The sequence below is a fragment of the Shewanella sp. genome, from assembly GCF_051658185.1.
In the GTDB taxonomy this organism is placed as follows: domain Bacteria; phylum Pseudomonadota; class Gammaproteobacteria; order Enterobacterales; family Shewanellaceae; genus Shewanella.
This window is the reverse complement of the sequence record NZ_JBOFMC010000125.1, coordinates 1-15,735: the sequence shown is the minus strand read 5'-3', so window position 1 is coordinate 15,735 and position 15,735 is coordinate 1. Positions and strand designations below refer to the sequence as shown.

General features: G+C 51.3%; 15 protein-coding genes. 12 read left to right on the top strand and 3 right to left on the bottom strand.

What is annotated here, in order from left to right:
• Positions 1-206: 206 nt before the first annotated feature.
• Entirely contained in the window at positions 207-1,283 is a 1,077-nt protein-coding gene (locus tag ACRCZA_RS05380; protein ID WP_438673440.1) for a ribonuclease T2 family protein, read from the top strand.
• 121 nt (positions 1,284-1,404) lie between these two features.
• On the opposite strand, the gene mtr is transcribed toward ACRCZA_RS05380, so the two are convergent.
• Both mtr and plsB read right to left on the bottom strand, forming a co-directional pair.
• Entirely contained in the window at positions 1,405-2,661 is a 1,257-nt protein-coding gene (gene mtr, locus ACRCZA_RS05375) for a tryptophan permease (protein ID WP_438673439.1), read from the bottom strand.
• Positions 2,661-5,084, bottom strand: coding sequence for a glycerol-3-phosphate 1-O-acyltransferase PlsB (gene plsB, locus ACRCZA_RS05370; RefSeq protein WP_438673438.1), 2,424 nt, complete (start codon positions 5,082-5,084; stop codon positions 2,661-2,663). The genes mtr and plsB overlap by 1 nt, the downstream gene beginning before the upstream one ends.
• 271 nt (positions 5,085-5,355) lie before the next feature.
• Here plsB and lexA point away from each other — a divergent pair, with 271 nt between their 5' ends.
• The 6 genes from lexA to ACRCZA_RS05340 all read left to right on the top strand — a co-directional run bounded on the left by lexA (position 5,356) and on the right by ACRCZA_RS05340 (position 11,651).
• A complete protein-coding gene (gene lexA / locus ACRCZA_RS05365; protein ID WP_438673437.1) occupies positions 5,356-5,982 on the top strand; it encodes a transcriptional repressor LexA in 627 nt (208 codons plus the stop codon).
• Positions 5,979-6,491 (top strand): cell division inhibitor SulA, encoded by a 513-nt coding sequence (locus ACRCZA_RS05360; protein WP_438673436.1) that lies wholly within the window; start codon positions 5,979-5,981, stop codon positions 6,489-6,491. The genes lexA and ACRCZA_RS05360 overlap by 4 nt, the downstream gene beginning before the upstream one ends.
• A gap of 393 nt (positions 6,492-6,884) precedes the next feature.
• Positions 6,885-8,471, top strand: coding sequence for a cytochrome c oxidase subunit II (gene coxB / locus ACRCZA_RS05355; protein ID WP_438673435.1), 1,587 nt, complete (start codon positions 6,885-6,887; stop codon positions 8,469-8,471).
• A gap of 9 nt (positions 8,472-8,480) precedes the next feature.
• A complete protein-coding gene (ctaD, locus tag ACRCZA_RS05350) occupies positions 8,481-10,097 on the top strand; it encodes a cytochrome c oxidase subunit I (RefSeq protein WP_438673434.1) in 1,617 nt (538 codons plus the stop codon).
• A gap of 1 nt (position 10,098) precedes the next feature.
• Positions 10,099-10,779, top strand: a complete 681-nt coding sequence (locus ACRCZA_RS05345) for a cytochrome c oxidase assembly protein (protein WP_438673433.1) — start codon at positions 10,099-10,101, stop codon at positions 10,777-10,779.
• A complete protein-coding gene (locus ACRCZA_RS05340) occupies positions 10,776-11,651 on the top strand; it encodes a cytochrome c oxidase subunit 3 (RefSeq protein WP_438673432.1) in 876 nt (291 codons plus the stop codon). Before ACRCZA_RS05345 ends, ACRCZA_RS05340 begins: the two co-directional genes overlap by 4 nt.
• 13 nt (positions 11,652-11,664) lie before the next feature.
• Here ACRCZA_RS05340 and ACRCZA_RS05335 read toward each other — a convergent pair whose 3' ends face one another.
• Positions 11,665-11,883, bottom strand: a complete 219-nt coding sequence (locus tag ACRCZA_RS05335) for a DUF2909 family protein (protein ID WP_438673431.1) — start codon at positions 11,881-11,883, stop codon at positions 11,665-11,667.
• Here ACRCZA_RS05335 and ACRCZA_RS05330 point away from each other — a divergent pair.
• The 5 genes from ACRCZA_RS05330 to ACRCZA_RS05310 all read left to right on the top strand — a co-directional run.
• Positions 11,882-12,670, top strand: a complete 789-nt coding sequence (locus tag ACRCZA_RS05330) for an SURF1 family protein (RefSeq protein WP_438673430.1) — start codon at positions 11,882-11,884, stop codon at positions 12,668-12,670. The two genes, ACRCZA_RS05335 and ACRCZA_RS05330, sit on opposite strands and share 2 nt — an antisense overlap.
• A gap of 72 nt (positions 12,671-12,742) precedes the next feature.
• Positions 12,743-13,303, top strand: a complete 561-nt coding sequence (locus ACRCZA_RS05325; protein ID WP_438673429.1) for a hypothetical protein — start codon at positions 12,743-12,745, stop codon at positions 13,301-13,303.
• The gene (locus ACRCZA_RS05320) at positions 13,303-14,424 is read left to right on the top strand and encodes a COX15/CtaA family protein (RefSeq protein WP_438673428.1); all 1,122 of its coding nucleotides are present in this window, start codon (positions 13,303-13,305) and stop codon (positions 14,422-14,424) included. The genes ACRCZA_RS05325 and ACRCZA_RS05320 overlap by 1 nt, the downstream gene beginning before the upstream one ends.
• Before the next feature lies 1 nt (position 14,425).
• A complete protein-coding gene (gene cyoE, locus ACRCZA_RS05315) occupies positions 14,426-15,343 on the top strand; it encodes a heme o synthase (protein ID WP_438673427.1) in 918 nt (305 codons plus the stop codon).
• Positions 15,344-15,380: 37 nt separating this feature from the next.
• Positions 15,381-15,735: SCO family protein (locus ACRCZA_RS05310; protein WP_438673426.1), on the top strand; the 355-nt coding region annotated here is incomplete at its 3' end.

Sequence of the window (15,735 nt, the reverse complement as noted above, 5' to 3'; positions counted from 1 at the left end):
GCCGGCCCTGTATTTGCTGATTTACTCACGCAAGCTAAACCAAGCTGCCGCGTAAATAGCAGCGCTTTGCAAAGGCTAAGCCACTTTCTCCCCTCAATGCCCCGTTTGGCTTGAGGGGATTTTTCATTAAAATGCCCTTTAACCCATTCATTTAGCGTGCTTTGCACATTGAACAAATTTAGCATCGCCAACAGAGGACAGCTCCAATGACCCGAACTTCGCGCGCCATGACGCACCTTCGGCTAAGCCTCAGCCTGCTCTTGGGAATACTGGGCAGCTTTTATGGTGCCACCACGACCGCAGCGCCCGCGGCGGGGGTGTTTATTGCCGATAAACACTGTGAGCTATTTCAGTCGAAAAATAAGCGCACTAACCCAGACCTCGCAAAGAGCGAGATAGGCCAGCGCTATCCGGTGGTGGAGATCCTTGGTGACAGCCATCGACCTGAATGGCTACGGGTGCAATCCTACGCAGCGCAAGCGCCATTACGCTGGATCAGCGGTGAATGCGGCCAATACCACACCAGCGCACCCGCCCCCCAAGAGCCCCTCAGCGCCGCAGCGCAAGTCAGCCCGACACTGCCGCCAACGCCAACGTCAGCCAACCAATGTCAGCTAGATGGTCAGTTTGATTCAAATCTATTAGCCCTGAGTTGGCAAAGTAGCTTTTGTGAACTCTATGGCCAGCGCAAAGCAGAATGCCGCGCGCTAAGCCAAACTCCCCAAGCCAGTCAGTGGCGGCAATTTACCCTGCATGGCCTCTGGCCGAATCGGCAGCAATGCGGCACTCGCTATGGTTATTGCGGCGCAGTTAAACAATCCCCCAAGGATTTTTGCGATTATCCCGCCATTGCACTCACCAGCGCGGTGCGCCAACAGCTCGACACCGTGATGCCCAGCGCCCGTTACGGCAGCTGCTTAGAACGTCACGAGTGGTGGAAACACGGTATCTGCCGCAATCAGGACCCGAATGAGTATTTTGCCATCGCCATTCAATTGACCCAAGCGCTCAACGCCTCGGCGTGGGCGCAGGACTTTATCCAACAACACATCGGCAAGCAGGTGACTAAAAAAGAGTTAAAGCAAGAATTTGATAATAGTTTTGGCCAAGGAGCACAGCAAAAGCTGAGCCTCGTCTGCGCCAAAGGCTTATTGAGTGAAATCCGCCTAAGCCTGCCACAAGATCTGAACCCGGCCGAATCCTTAGCCGAGATGCTTGGCAAGGCAAAGCGCGCCCCAAAGGACTCCTGCCCTGAGCGCTTCACCCTCGATCAACCTAATTAACGCTAGCCTGCGCCACTGCAGTGTCAGCCAACAAAAAGCCCTCCGAGGAGGGCTAATTCACCGCTGAGATGGGATGACGATGATCAGCGCTCTAAGCGCCAACCTCTTCAGAATACCAACCTTAAGAATACTGCGGCAACAGATCCGCCATGGCCAGCAAATGGCAAGCGCCAGTGACAATACCAAAGAGCACCACGATGACTATCAATGGCGTACCGCCCATCACCTTAAAGCCTGTGCTCTCAGGAAATAACTGCCGCGACCTATAGGCCATTAAGGCGGGGACGATCACCGCCCACACCGTTGCCGCCAGCGCAGCAAAACCAATGGCAATTAAAAAGCCGTCAGGGAATAACAGGCCAAACACGGTGGGCGGCACAAAAGTCACGATTGCAGTTTTCATTCGCCCTGAGCGCGTATCATCAAAACCAAATAAATCGGCAAGATAATCAAATAACCCTAACGTCACCCCGAGGAACGACGAGGCCACCGCGAGGTTGGCAAACAGGGTTAACATGTTGTTTAACCAACTGCTGGCGATGACCTTCGATAGGGCGCCGACGAGCACCCCCATATTGCCGCCCTGAGCGATAATCTCACTAAACTGGCTACGGGAAATATTGCCCATGGTCGCCACTAACCAGCAGCTATAAATCACTAGCGCGATAAAGGTTCCCACAAAAATGGCTTTAATGATGGTCGAGGCGTCTTTGCCATAATACTTCACTAAGCTCGGCACATTACCGTGATAACCAAAACTGGCCAAACCAAAGGGCAGCGCCACCCATAAATAGGGAATAAAGCTGGGCTCGCCATCGGGCTCAAACAAACGCGTCAGGTCAATTTCGATCAACAAATTCCCAATCGCAAGGAAGAAGGTCAGGATCATTCCCCCCAGCATGATCGTAGTGATCCTATCTACCGCTTTCGTACTGATAAGCACGATAATCGCCAGCACCCCGGCAAACACGAGGCCTGCAACACTTTGCGGCAAGGTCACCCCCATTCCCTGCAGACTGTGGTTGACGATAGAGCCACCGCCACTGATGTAGGCATAGGTGAGAATATACAGCACAAAGGCAATCGCCGCGCCATTGACGATACGCCAAAACTGCCCAAGGGTCTGTTTTGTCAAGGTATCGAAACTGGCCCCGGGTTCAAAATGCAAATTGGTTTCGAGCAGTAGCAAGCCCGACATCAACATACAAAACCAAATACCGAGCAACATTAAGATGGAGTAACCAAACCACATCCCCGCTCCGACCACGGGCAATGAAAACATCCCCGCGCCGACAGTCGTTCCGGCAATAATCATCGCCCCGCCCAATAAAGACTTACTCGCAGGCTGATGCTTAGCCGCATTCATATGGTTTGCCATTAACTAATATGCTCCGCAGTGACACTGGCGACAATCGTCTGCCTTACCGAAGCTCGCAGTAGGCCGTTAGCTTGATTACGTATCCGTTGAATATCTGATTTATCTTCTTTATCAGCAAGATACCCCAACTCTTTTAATTTCACGCTCAAGGTGCCATAGAGTTTTTTATCGTAAAACTCTGGCGCCATAATGCCATGCAGCGCCCCCAACCGCTGAGCCAGCAGATGACTTTCAGATTCAAGCTCAGCGCGCTCCATCCGAGGTCTATCGGCTAACAGATTGAAAATAATTGCATAACGCTGCAGGGTTTCGCTTACCGCCTCCGCCAGCAAGAGCAGCTGACTGGCGTGCTCGCTCACCACCGACAAGCCATCCTCCTCGGTGACTAGCCCTTGGGCAAGCAGCAAATCGACTATCTGCTCCACATAGGCCGGCACATCTTTACCCCCCATAAACAATTCGGCTTTCAGTAAAGGATAAAAATCATTCACTATTGCCACAATCTGCTGGCGCTGAATGTGCTCATGGCTCGTCAAACAACTGGCCACCAGAGCCGGAATAATAAATAAGTGAATAATATTATTACGATAATAGGTCATTGACACCGCTTGCTTGGCATCAATAGACACGATTTCTCCCAAGCCATCGGCACTGACGATAAACTTTTTAAGCTCCACGCCCTGCTGCACTAAATGCTTACCATCCCCCTCAGCCACGGAGGTAAACGCGGTGTAAGGCACCTGCTTAAGTAAGGTCAAATACAAATCTAACTGCCGTTCTAGCAGACCGCGCTCAAGCGCATTTTGCTCCGACGCCAATAACACTAAGCTCGTCAGGGTAACCGAACTGGCCGCCGCGGCATCATTGATGCGGGTCATCACCCGATTGGCCAGCTGATTTACCGCCGGGGTCAACCATGTGGGTTTTTGCTCAGGATCGTCAGCAAGCTCCGCCCGCCAATTCGGCGCGGTTTCGTTCAAAAAGTTCTGCAGGGTAATCGGCTCACCAAAATTGACATAACCTTGGCCAAAATTGCCCAATTTACGAATAGCGCCAAACACTTGCCATACCGACTCTTTTTGCTTTTTCTTGCCGCTTAATTCTTTATGGTAAGTCGCCACTTCCATCACATGGTCATAGCCCAAATACACTGGCACCAAGGTCACCGGGCGCTCAATGCCCCGCAGCACACTATTCATCGTCATCGCGATCATGCCAGTTTTCGGTGCAAGTAAGCGGCCAGTGCGCGAACGGCCCCCCTCGGAAAAGTATTCCACCGAATACCCCTTAGCAAATAACTGATCTAAGTACTCCCGAAATACCGCGGTATAGAGTTTATTGCCATTAAAACTGCGGCGGATAAAGAAGGCGCCACCACGGCGGAAAATCGGTCCCGCTGGCCAGAAGTTCAGATTAATGCCCGCGGCGATATGCGGCGGTACCATGCCTTGATAATACAAAATATAAGATAACAGCAGGTAATCCATATGACTGCGATGGCACGGCACATAGACAATTTCGTGGCCATCGTGGTGGAGTTGGCGGATTTGCTCAGCCCCTTTGATATTGATGCCGCTATAGAGTTTATTCCATAGCCACGTTAAAAATCGCTCCGCAATACGGACCAAGTTATCTGAATAATTAGCTGCGATTTCATCAAGATACTCAATTGCCGTTTCGCGAGCCTGCGTTTCAGAAATCTTTTTACTGGCCGCCTCTTCGGCAATCGCCTTACGTAAACTTTCTGACTTGAGCAATGAATCAAACAAGGCTTGGCGATTAGGCAACACGGGGCCGGTCATCACTTTGCGTTGACGCCGGAAGTGCACCCGTGCCACTCGCGCTAATTTATGCGCAATACCCATGTCGGTGCCATGTTCATCGGCCATATAACGCAGCGACACCGCATTAGAAAATTGCACAAAATTATGCCGACCTAAAAACAGGATCATCAAACATTTGCGCAGCCAAGTTGGATTTTCACGCTCTAGCACCGCCGCCTTCATGGTATCGTCTTCTTTACCCGGCGTACGCCCCCAATACAGGCTCACTGGTACCAATTGAATATCAAGGTCCGGGCGCTCCTTATGCACGGCTAATAGCCGCATAAAACATTCCAGAAAAGGGCCATTGCTCGCCCGTTGGCCAAACAGTGGTTTTCGCCCCTCAAGACACACCACCCGCGGGGCAACCACCCCGTTAGTCACTAACGGTTCATAGGGGCTCGGTAAACCTAATTTAGCCGTGATTTCATGCAGAGCCGCGATATCACTAATGGATTCGGTTTTCATCACATAAGCCAGCGGCTTAGAGGCATCCAAATTCAGATCGGCGAAGGGATCCTGAGGCACAACAATAGTATGCACTAGGCATTTTTGGATCCAACGCAATGATTTCAACCAAAGAGAGTCTTGTTTAGGCATTATTTTTATATAATTAAGTACGTTTACTAGCCCTATAGAATACCAGACTCTAGGGAGTATTCGCTAATACTCTACATTATCTGCCACCGTCCTAACATTCTTACCGCCAACCGTTAAAATAAAAAACATTACAAACCAATTAACTACACTCAAGTTAACCACTCTCCCACGCCAAATTAGCCTCAATATAAAATCTTAAAGTGGTTAATACTTGCGCTGCAAAAGTTACTGTATATACTAACAGTAACTGTATAGAAAAACAGGAACCACCATGAGACCCTTAACGCCGCGCCAAGCTGAAATTTTAGAGCTGATTAAACGCAATATTGCTGATACTGGCATGCCGCCCACCCGCGCTGAAATCGCCACTCGTTTAGGTTTTAAAAGCGCCAATGCCGCCGAAGAACACCTAAAAGCACTGGCTAAAAAAGGCTGTATCGAAATCATGCCTGGAACCTCGCGCGGCATTCGCCTCCCCGCTGAACCCGCAGAAGACCAGCTCATCGAATCAGGCTTGCCGCTGATTGGCCAAGTTGCTGCAGGCGAACCCATTCTCGCCCAAGAACATGTGGAACAGTATTATCAAGTCGATCCCAGCATGTTCCACCCTGCCGCAGATTTTTTACTGCGGGTAAAAGGCGATAGCATGAAGAATATTGGCATTCTTGAGGGCGATCTGCTTGCCGTACATAAAGTGCAACAGGCAAACAATGGCCAAGTGGTGGTCGCACGCCTCGATGAAGACGTTACGGTCAAACGCTTCGAAAAAAAAGGCAACTTGGTCTACCTGCACGCCGAAAATGACGATTACGCCCCGATTAAAGTCGACTTAAATTTTCAAAGTTTGACAATTGAAGGGCTTGCGGTTGGCGTGATCCGTAATGGAGACTGGCTATGAATAAATTACTCGGTAATGCCCCGCGCCACCCCGGTTTATGGCTCGATAATGTACGCAATACCGATAACAACTGGCAGAGCACGCCGATAACTTGCATACCAACTCAGACCCAAGGCCGCCATGAGCTCACGCAGTTGTGTAGCCAACTCGCCCAACTCAGCCAGCAGGGGCGCTGGGTGGTATTGATCAACCCTCCCAGCATTGGCTATAAGCCCTTGCTGACAAGCGCTGGCGTACGGATGGATCGCATTTTATTAGTCCACACTAAAGATGCCGTTGAAACTCTGTGGGCCATGGAAAAAGCGCTCACAAGTGGTACGTCCAGTGCCGTCATTACTTGGACATCCCCCCTCGATGCCCGCGATGGGCGCCGCCTGCAACTTGTCGCAAAAAGTGCAAGAGCCATGGGGATTGTACTCGAGGAGGTGAATAGTCACTTACTTTGTGATGCACGCAACTTGCCGCATGAGCATATTAAGCACACGCTGTTTGGCAGCGCCGTACATTAGTCATTATTGCGCCACTTACCGTGAAAATCGCCTCACCTTTGCCAGTGAGGCTTTTTTTTAGCAACTTTTCATAGAATTAGAAAAACAGGCGACCTTGATCAATATTTAAACAGCAATTATGGTTGATTGGGGCTGCGATAACATTTCGCCCCTGTGGTCAGTGAATCCAACGCGTTAATATGCCACAACCACATCAAATAACAGATGTATTCAGCAGTATGTGCCAGCGTGGCCAATGCCAACACTAACAAGACTTAATTGAAAGTACCGGCCGCCAACGCACGTTGAAGTCAAAAATGCTTTTTTGGGAACTGAAGAGTTTGCATAGAGTTGAGACTTACTGTGTTGCTCTTCTTTGTAGTTGCGATGCGCAATGAGCAGAGGAGATGTCTTGTGAAAAAATGGCTGTATTGTTTGCTTATTATGATGTTATTTACCCCCTCGTTAATGGCGGCGGGCTCAAGCTTCAACATGACCCAAGGGGTCACCGAGATCAGTGGCAAGGTTTATCACTTGCACATGACCATTTTTTATATTTGCTGTGCGATTGGCATCGTCGTATTTGGCATCATGATTTATGCCATGGTCATGCATCGCAAATCAAAAGGCGCGGTCGCGGCCCAATTCCATGAGAGTACAAAGGTCGAAATTGCCTGGACGGTTACACCATTTATCATTTTGATCTTAATGGCGATACCGGCAACCAAAACCTTGATCGCCATGGAAGACCCCAGCAATGCCGAACTGACCATTAAAGTCACTGGATCCCAGTGGAAATGGCACTACAGCTATTTTGATCACGACATTGCATTTTACAGCCTACTTTCAACCCCAAAATCCCAAATTGCAGGCAGCGAAGCTAAAGGTAGCCATTATCTGCTCGAGGTTGATAGACCCCTCGTTGTCCCCACCCAGCGCAAAATTCGCTTTCTGATGACTTCAGAAGATGTGATCCACTCATGGTGGGTGCCTGCCTTTGCAGTAAAAAAAGATGCCAATCCCGGTTTTATCAATGAAGCTTGGACACGCATCGACACCCCCGGTACTTACCGCGGTCAATGTACCGAACTTTGCGGGAAAGACCATGGGTTTATGCCTATCGTAGTGCAAGCGGTGCCAGAGGCCGAATTTGATGCCTGGATAGCCAAGCAAAAACAAGAGGCCAATTTAGCGGCGGCGGCCGCTTCAGCCGCCCTCGATCAAACCCTCAGCAAAGCAGAGCTTATGTCCCAAGGAGAGCAAGTGTATCTGGCGCACTGCGCCGCCTGCCACCAGCCAAATGGTGAGGGATTAAAAGGCGTTTTTCCTAGCCTCAAAGCCAGCCCCATTGCCCTTGGCCCCGTGAGCGCACACCTTGATATCGTGATCCACGGCAAAGCGGGCACGGCGATGCAAGCCTTTGGTAAGCAACTAAGCGCTCAAGACATTGCCGCGGTAACCACCTACGAACGTAATGCTTGGGGTAACGACACTGGCGATCTCGTGCAGGCCAAAATGGTGAATGAGCACTTAATGGCTAACCAAGGAGCGGCGCTAAGCAGCGCAGCACAAGGCGCGCTTCCAGACGCAGCGAGCAAGCTCCCCACAAGCCCTACCAGCACAAACAATGCTACGGCGCCAGACAAAAACAACCAGCCGGCCCCTAACGCTGCAGTCAGTCGTGCGGCACTCACTCACGCAGAGCTAATGGCTGAAGGGGAGATGGTTTATGCCAAATACTGCGCGGCCTGCCATCAGTTAACCGGCACAGGCCTGCCGCCAGCATTCCCAGCACTTATCGCTAGCCCAATCGTCACTGGGCCAGTCGCCAATCACATCGATATCGTGATGAATGGCAAACAAGGTACTGCAATGCAGGCATTTGCGACTCAACTCAGCCCTCAGCAACTTGCCGCCGTGATCACCTATGAGCGCAATGCTTGGGGCAATAATCGCGGCGATACCGTGCAACCCACCGATATCCCAGGCCATGGAAAGTAGAGGATGAAGATGAGCACAATGACTCAAGATCAGATAGCCGCCCATGAAAAGTCTCATCAGGCGCACCACCCACAAGAAGCCCATGGCGCGCCAAAAGGGTTAATGCGCTGGGTACTCACGACCAACCATAAGGACATAGGCACGCTGTATTTATGGTTCAGCCTGATCATGTTTTTTGTCGGTGGTGCAATGGCGATGGTGATCCGCGCGGAACTGTTCCAGCCCGGATTACAGTTAGTCGAACCCAACTTTTTTAACCAAATGACCACGGTTCATGGTCTGATTATGGTGTTTGGCGCTGTCATGCCAGCCTTTACCGGGCTTGCCAACTGGCTGATCCCGATGATGATTGGCGCGCCGGATATGGCCCTACCACGGATGAACAACTGGAGCTTTTGGATCTTGCCCTTTGCCTTTGCCATCCTACTCAGTTCGCTGTTTATGGAAGGCGGTGGGCCGAACTTTGGCTGGACATTTTACGCACCGTTATCCACAACTTACAGTCCAGACAGCACTGCTCTGTTTGTTTTTGCCATCCATATCATGGGAATAAGTTCCATTATGGGGGCGATCAATGTGATCGTGACTATCGTCAACTTACGCGCACCAGGGATGACCTGGATGAAGCTGCCCTTATTTGTGTGGACTTGGCTTATCACTGCCTTTCTACTGATTGCGGTGATGCCGGTGCTCGCGGGGGCGGTCACTATGGTATTGACCGACAAATTTTTCGGCACCAGCTTTTTTAATGCGGCGGGCGGCGGCGATCCGGTGATGTTCCAGCATATATTTTGGTTCTTCGGCCACCCCGAAGTGTACATTATGATCCTGCCCTCCTTCGGCATCATCTCTGCCATCATCCCCGCCTTTAGCCGTAAGCGATTATTTGGCTACTCCTCGATGGTATATGCCACGGCCAGTATCGCCATTTTGTCGTTTCTGGTGTGGGCCCACCATATGTTTACGACAGGCATGCCGGTCTTTGCCGAACTGTTTTTTATGTACTGCACGATGTTGATTGCCGTACCGACGGGAGTCAAAGTGTTTAATTGGGTTGCGACCATGTGGCGCGGTTCGCTCAGCTTTGAGGCACCCATGCTGTTTGCCGTCGCCTTCATCATCCTGTTTACGATTGGCGGCTTCTCAGGATTGATGCTCGCGATCACCCCGGCAGACTTCCAATACCATGACACTTATTTTGTCGTGGCACACTTCCACTATGTGTTAGTCACTGGCGCCATTTTTTCAATCATGGCGGCGGCCTATTATTGGCTACCCAAGTGGACCGGGCACATGTACAGCGAACGTCTTGCCCAGTGGCATTTTTGGTGCTCGGTGATTTCAGTCAATGTGCTATTTTTCCCCATGCATTTTCTTGGGCTCGCGGGTATGCCAAGGCGTATCCCGGACTATGCGATTCAATTTGCCGATATCAATCAAATTGTTTCCATTGGTGGCTTTGCCTTTGGGTTGTCCCAGTTGCTTTTCCTCGTATTAGTGATCAAGTGCATTCGCGCAGGCGACAAAGCGCCAGCCAAACCTTGGGATGGCAGCGAAGGGCTAGAGTGGACACTACCAAGCCCTGCGCCTTATCACTCCTTCACCACACCGCCAGAGGTAAAGTGACATGGCGAGGATTCTCCCACCAAGGCAAACGCCCGCCATGCCGCCGAGCGTTGAGCAAGGGAGCGCTAACCTGCTTAGTGCTTGTCAATCTCGCGAACCGAATGCGCACGAGTCTAACGCTCGCCAGCCAAAGTCAAATCGCAGACTTATCAGCATGTTAGTTGTAGGTTGCCTCGGGATGTTTGGCTTTGGCTTCGCCCTCGTGCCGCTGTACGATGTGTTGTGTGAAAAACTTGGGATCAATGGTAAAACCGCCTCCAGCGCCAAGGATTATCAAGGGATCACTATTGATACCCAACGGCTCGTGACGATTGAGTTTCTCGCCCAAGTACAGACGGGCATGCCTTGGGAATTTACTCCCCAAACCAAACGGTTAGAGGTGCATCCAGGCGAACTCGTGCGCACCTCATTTTTAGCCTATAACCGCGCCGACCGCACGCTCGTTGGCCAAGCGATCCCCTCGGTATCCCCCGGCCAAGGGGCCGCCTATTTTAATAAAACGGAATGTTTTTGCTTTAACCAGCAACCCTTGGCGGCGCTTGCCCGCGCCGAGTTACCCTTAATTTTTTATGTGGATCCGCAATTACCCGAATCCATCCATACCTTGACCCTTAATTACACCCTCTACGACATTACCGACAAGCAGTTAACGTCTGCCCTAGAGCAAGGAGCGGCCAAATGACCAGCAAACCCCACAGTTATTATGTTCCCCACCAAAGCGCTTGGCCCATAATCGGTGCCATCGGTCTCTTTTTAATCGCCTTTGGCGCGGGGCACTTTGTCCAACAGCTCAAATCTGGCGCATCTGGCGGGGGCTATATCCTGCTGACGGGGATTGCAGTGCTGCTATTTATGCTAGTAGGTTGGTTTAGAGCAGTCATCCACGAATCCATGGCTGGACTGTATTCCCAGCAAATGGATCGCTCCTTTCGCCAAGGAATGAGCTGGTTTATCTTTTCAGAGGTGATGTTTTTTGCCGCCTTTTTTGGGGCCTTGTTTTATGCTCGGATGTTTGCCGTACCTTGGCTGGGTGGCGACGCCAACCACGCCATGACCCATGCGGTACTGTGGCCCAATTTTGAGGCCATCTGGCCGTTGGTCACGACGCCCGCTGGCGCCCAAACTCAAGCGATGCCTTGGACTGGCCTTCCCTTAATCAACACCATAGTACTGCTGACCTCTTCGGTAACCCTGCATTTTGCCCACGTCAGCCTCGAGCAAGGTAAGCGCACACCACTTGGTCTATGGCTTGGGATCACTATCTTATTAGGGCTAGGATTTTTATTCCTGCAGGTACAGGAATACCTGCACGCCTATCAAGAAATGGGGCTCACGCTCACCTCGGGCATTTATGGCAATACGTTTTTCCTGCTCACGGGCTTCCATGGCATGCATGTCACGCTGGGGACCGTGTTTTTATTGGTGCTATTACTAAGGGTACTCAAAGGCCATTTTACCGCCCATAGCCATTTTGCCTTTCAGGCGGGTAGCTGGTATTGGCACTTTGTCGATGTGGTGTGGCTATGCCTATTTATCTTTGTCTACGTGCTGTAGCCCATCGCCGCCGTTAATAAGGGGTAGGATGGGGAGTGAGCAGCCCCGTCCCAAATGCCAGCAGTAGCAGCAAGATGACTAATACCGAAAACCACAGCCGGCGACCAAGATAGCGACTCATAGGCTGCTTGTTTTCGCCCTTAATCATGATCAACAAGGCGCGCCCTAAATTAACCATGATAACCAGCAATAGCAGCACTAAAACCAACTTAACAATGAACGGGGTATCCATGCCATATCCTTATCTTCTGCTCAATAAATTCACCGTACTGTTACTGCTCTTGACTGTGACCGTATTTAGCCTGTTGATCAAGCTCGGCCTATGGCAATTAGCCCGCGGTGAAGAAAAAGCCACACAGCTCGCCCAAATGGCTGCGCGGCAAGCCCAGTTACCACTCAGCTACCCAGAGCTCCTTGAAAAAGTTGCCCAAAAAACACCAGAGGACGCCTACGCTCTCACCGGTTATCGTCTCGAGATCCACGCCAGCCCCGCCCCATCACCCATTTGGCTCCTCGATAATCAAATTTATCAGGGCGAGGTGGGCTATTTGGCTTTTCAGCTGCTGCAAATCGATGCCAAACAGCCTTGGCTATTAATCGAGTTAGGTTTTATCGGCGCAGGCTTAGTGCGCCATGAGTTACCCAAAATCGCGCCTCTTCGTGGTCAGTTGCATCTGCAAGGGCGGCTGTATCAAAAACAAATCAACCCATTAAGCCAAACGCTGCAAGCGGAAATGGGAGAGCTTATCCGCTTTCAAAATCTCAATATTGTGCAAATGGAGCAGCTGTTAGGCCAAGCAATCCTGCCGGTTGTGCTGCAACCCGAGACACTGCCATCCCTTGCGCTCCCCCACCCATGGCAACCGTTTCCACTCTCGGCACAAAAGCACCAGGGGTATGCGCTGCAGTGGTTCACGATGGCAGCGGTATTTGCCGGATTAATGCTCTGGCAGGGCCTTAAATATCACCAGCGGCTCAAGGAGCAGCATCCTCCCGAAGAGGCGCCCACAGCTCAATAAACGCGTAAACCAGATCGACTCACTCAATACAATAACATCATGAATTAGCGATAATTCTGTAGAGGAGCAACAATGAACTCCCAATTAACCCCCCCCAGCATCGCCAGCTCGCCTAAAGTCTTAGGGTTACTGCTCTTAAGCTTTGTTACGCCGGTACTTATCGCCAAAGTGGTCTTGAGCCTCAATTGGTACCACGGCGGCGTAACTAACCACGGTGAGTTAATCTCCCCTCCAACCAGCTATGCTAGCCTAGGGCTGCAGCTCACTCAGCCTCAGGAATGGCAACTGCAGTATTTATTACCGGCCGACTGCCAAGATTCCTGCCGTGAACGCTTATACATTTTACGCCAGAGCCATAAGGCACTCGGGCCGGATCAACACCGCGCCACCCCGATTATTCTGCTGAGCCCTGAGAGTGATCTTCGCGCCTTAACAGCGTTTACCTTTCGCACCCAGCCACTGCATCCGCGCCTTCGGCCATGGTTAGATAAGCAGCAGATCCTCATCGTCGACCCCTTAGGTAACCTAGTGCTGCGCTATCCCCAAGTCGATGGTTCGCAAGCACATTTGGCCCAAGGTAAAGGGATGATTGCCGATTTACGTAAACTCCTTAAATTGTCGAGGGTAGACTAATGGCACTCACTTGGCTTATGCGCCTCACCCTGATATTGACTCTACTTGTGATTTTGATGGGCGCTTACACTCGCCTATCGGACGCAGGCCTTGGCTGCCCAGACTGGCCGGGATGTTACGGCCATATCAAGGTTCCTACCCAAGATCACGAAATCGCCCACGCTCAACGGATTTTCCCGGACCACGATATCCACCCCGAAAAAGCCTGGTTGGAAATGATCCACAGATACATTGCCGCCAGCCTAGGTGTATTGGTGCTGCTAATTGTTGCGCTGTGCTTAAACAACACCAATGCACCTAAAAAACTACCCTTTATCATATTGTTATTGATCATTTTTCAGGGAGCATTAGGCATGTGGACGGTCACGATGAAGCTAATGCCCATCGTGGTCATGGCCCATCTTATCGGCGGTTTTAGTGTGTTTTCCCTGTTATTACTGCTGTATTTACGCATTCGCGCTCAAGCCACGCGGCCAGCAGTCGATGCGCTCCAACTGCCAAGTAGCGACAACATCGACAAAATAACGGCCAAAAATGCGAGTAGCACTGTGAGTAACACCATCAACATATCAACCGATCTTCGCTTAGGAGGTGCGCCCTATCCTGCAAGCTTGGCAGCCCTCGCCACGGTGTGTTTAATGGTGCTCATCGGCCAAATTATGCTCGGCGGCTGGACCTCGGCCAACTATGCAGCCCTCGCCTGCACGACGTTACCGATCTGCGAAGGGCAATGGCTAGAAAATATCGCCCTTGCCGAGGCATTTTCGCCCTTTCAAGGCCAGCACCCAAGCTTTGAGTTTGGGGTACTAGATTACCCCGCGCGCATGACCATCCATATCGCCCACCGGTTCGGCGCCCTTGTTACTGCGGTTATGCTGCTGTTGTTGGCCTACAGGCTAATCGTTCACACCCAGCCCCTCAGGTCCCTTGGGTTATTACTTATCGCCTTAGTGATCCTGCAGGTCAGTTTAGGGATCACAAATGTGGTTATGCAGTTACCGTTAGGGATTGCAGTGTCCCATAACGGCGGGGCGGCGCTGTTGCTGCTCACCCTAGTCGCAATTAACTATTTTGTATGGCGTAACCGTTTACAGCGCGCAGTTGCTCACCGAGGAAACTAACATGGCAAAATCACTCAAACTCACAAAACCACAGGTGTTCACGGCAAGCCCTATCGGCACTCTCCCCGTGTGGCGCGCCTATATTGAGATGACCAAACCTAAGGTGGTGGCCCTCATGCTGCTAACGGTATTGGTCGGCATGTGCCTTGCGGTGCCCGGCGCCGTCCCATTGCAAGGACTCGTAGCAGGGATGGGAGGGATTGCCATGATGGCAGGTTCGGCGGCGGCACTGAATCACCTGATTGACAGACGTATTGATGCCATGATGGCGCGGACCTATAACCGGCCGCTCCCTAAGGGGCGAGTCAGTGTCAGCCATGCCTTAATCTTTGCCGCCAGCCTCGGCACGCTAGGTTTTATTATTTTGTATTTATTGGTTAATCCGCTAACGGCTTGGCTCACCTTCGCCAGCTTAATTGGCTATGCGCTGGTGTATACCGCCTATTTGAAACGGGCGACCTCGCAGAATATCGTCATCGGCGGGCTCGCCGGAGCGATGCCACCGCTCCTTGGCTGGACCGCAGTCACCAACGAGTTTCACGGCCACGCCCTACTGCTGGTGATCATTATTTTTACATGGACGCCGCCACACTTTTGGGCTTTGGCTATTCACCGCCGGGCCGAATACGCTAAGGTCGCAATCCCTATGCTGCCCGTGACCCACGGGGTCGAATTTACCAAAACCTGTATCCTGCTCTATACCCTGCTGCTGGCTATTGCCTGCCTGCTCCCCGTTCTAGTTGGCATGTGCGGGGTGCTGTATTTGGTTAGCTCAAGCCTACTCAGTGGTGGATTTATCTATCAGGCTTGGCAACTTAAATATCGGGATCGCCCGGGCTTAGCCATGCAGGTATTTCGCTTTTCTATCTACCATTTAATGTTGTTATTTACAGCGTTACTGCTGGATCACTACCTGTAGCGGGCTAAATCGACCGATAAGCTGACTGGAGCACATCATGCCAAAAACGATCCTCATCATCTGCCTATTGCTCTTCGGTCTTGGTGGCCCATGGGTAGTTAAGTATTATTCCTCATCGGAATCTCGCGCTGACGCTGAACCTGCGCAAGAGATGCGCGCACCGCTCGCACTTGAGAGCGCCGTGGTGTTCCCCAAGGCCTTAGCAATCCCGCCCTTTGCACTCGTCGATCAACATAATCAGCCTTTTACTCAGGCGCAATTACAAGGTAAATGGAGCTTGTTTTTTATCGGTTTTACCTTCTGTCCCGATATATGTCCCACCACCTTAAATAAGCTATCCGCAGCCTACCCCGAGCTTAGCGCCATAGCGCCACTGCAGGTGATCTTTTTAT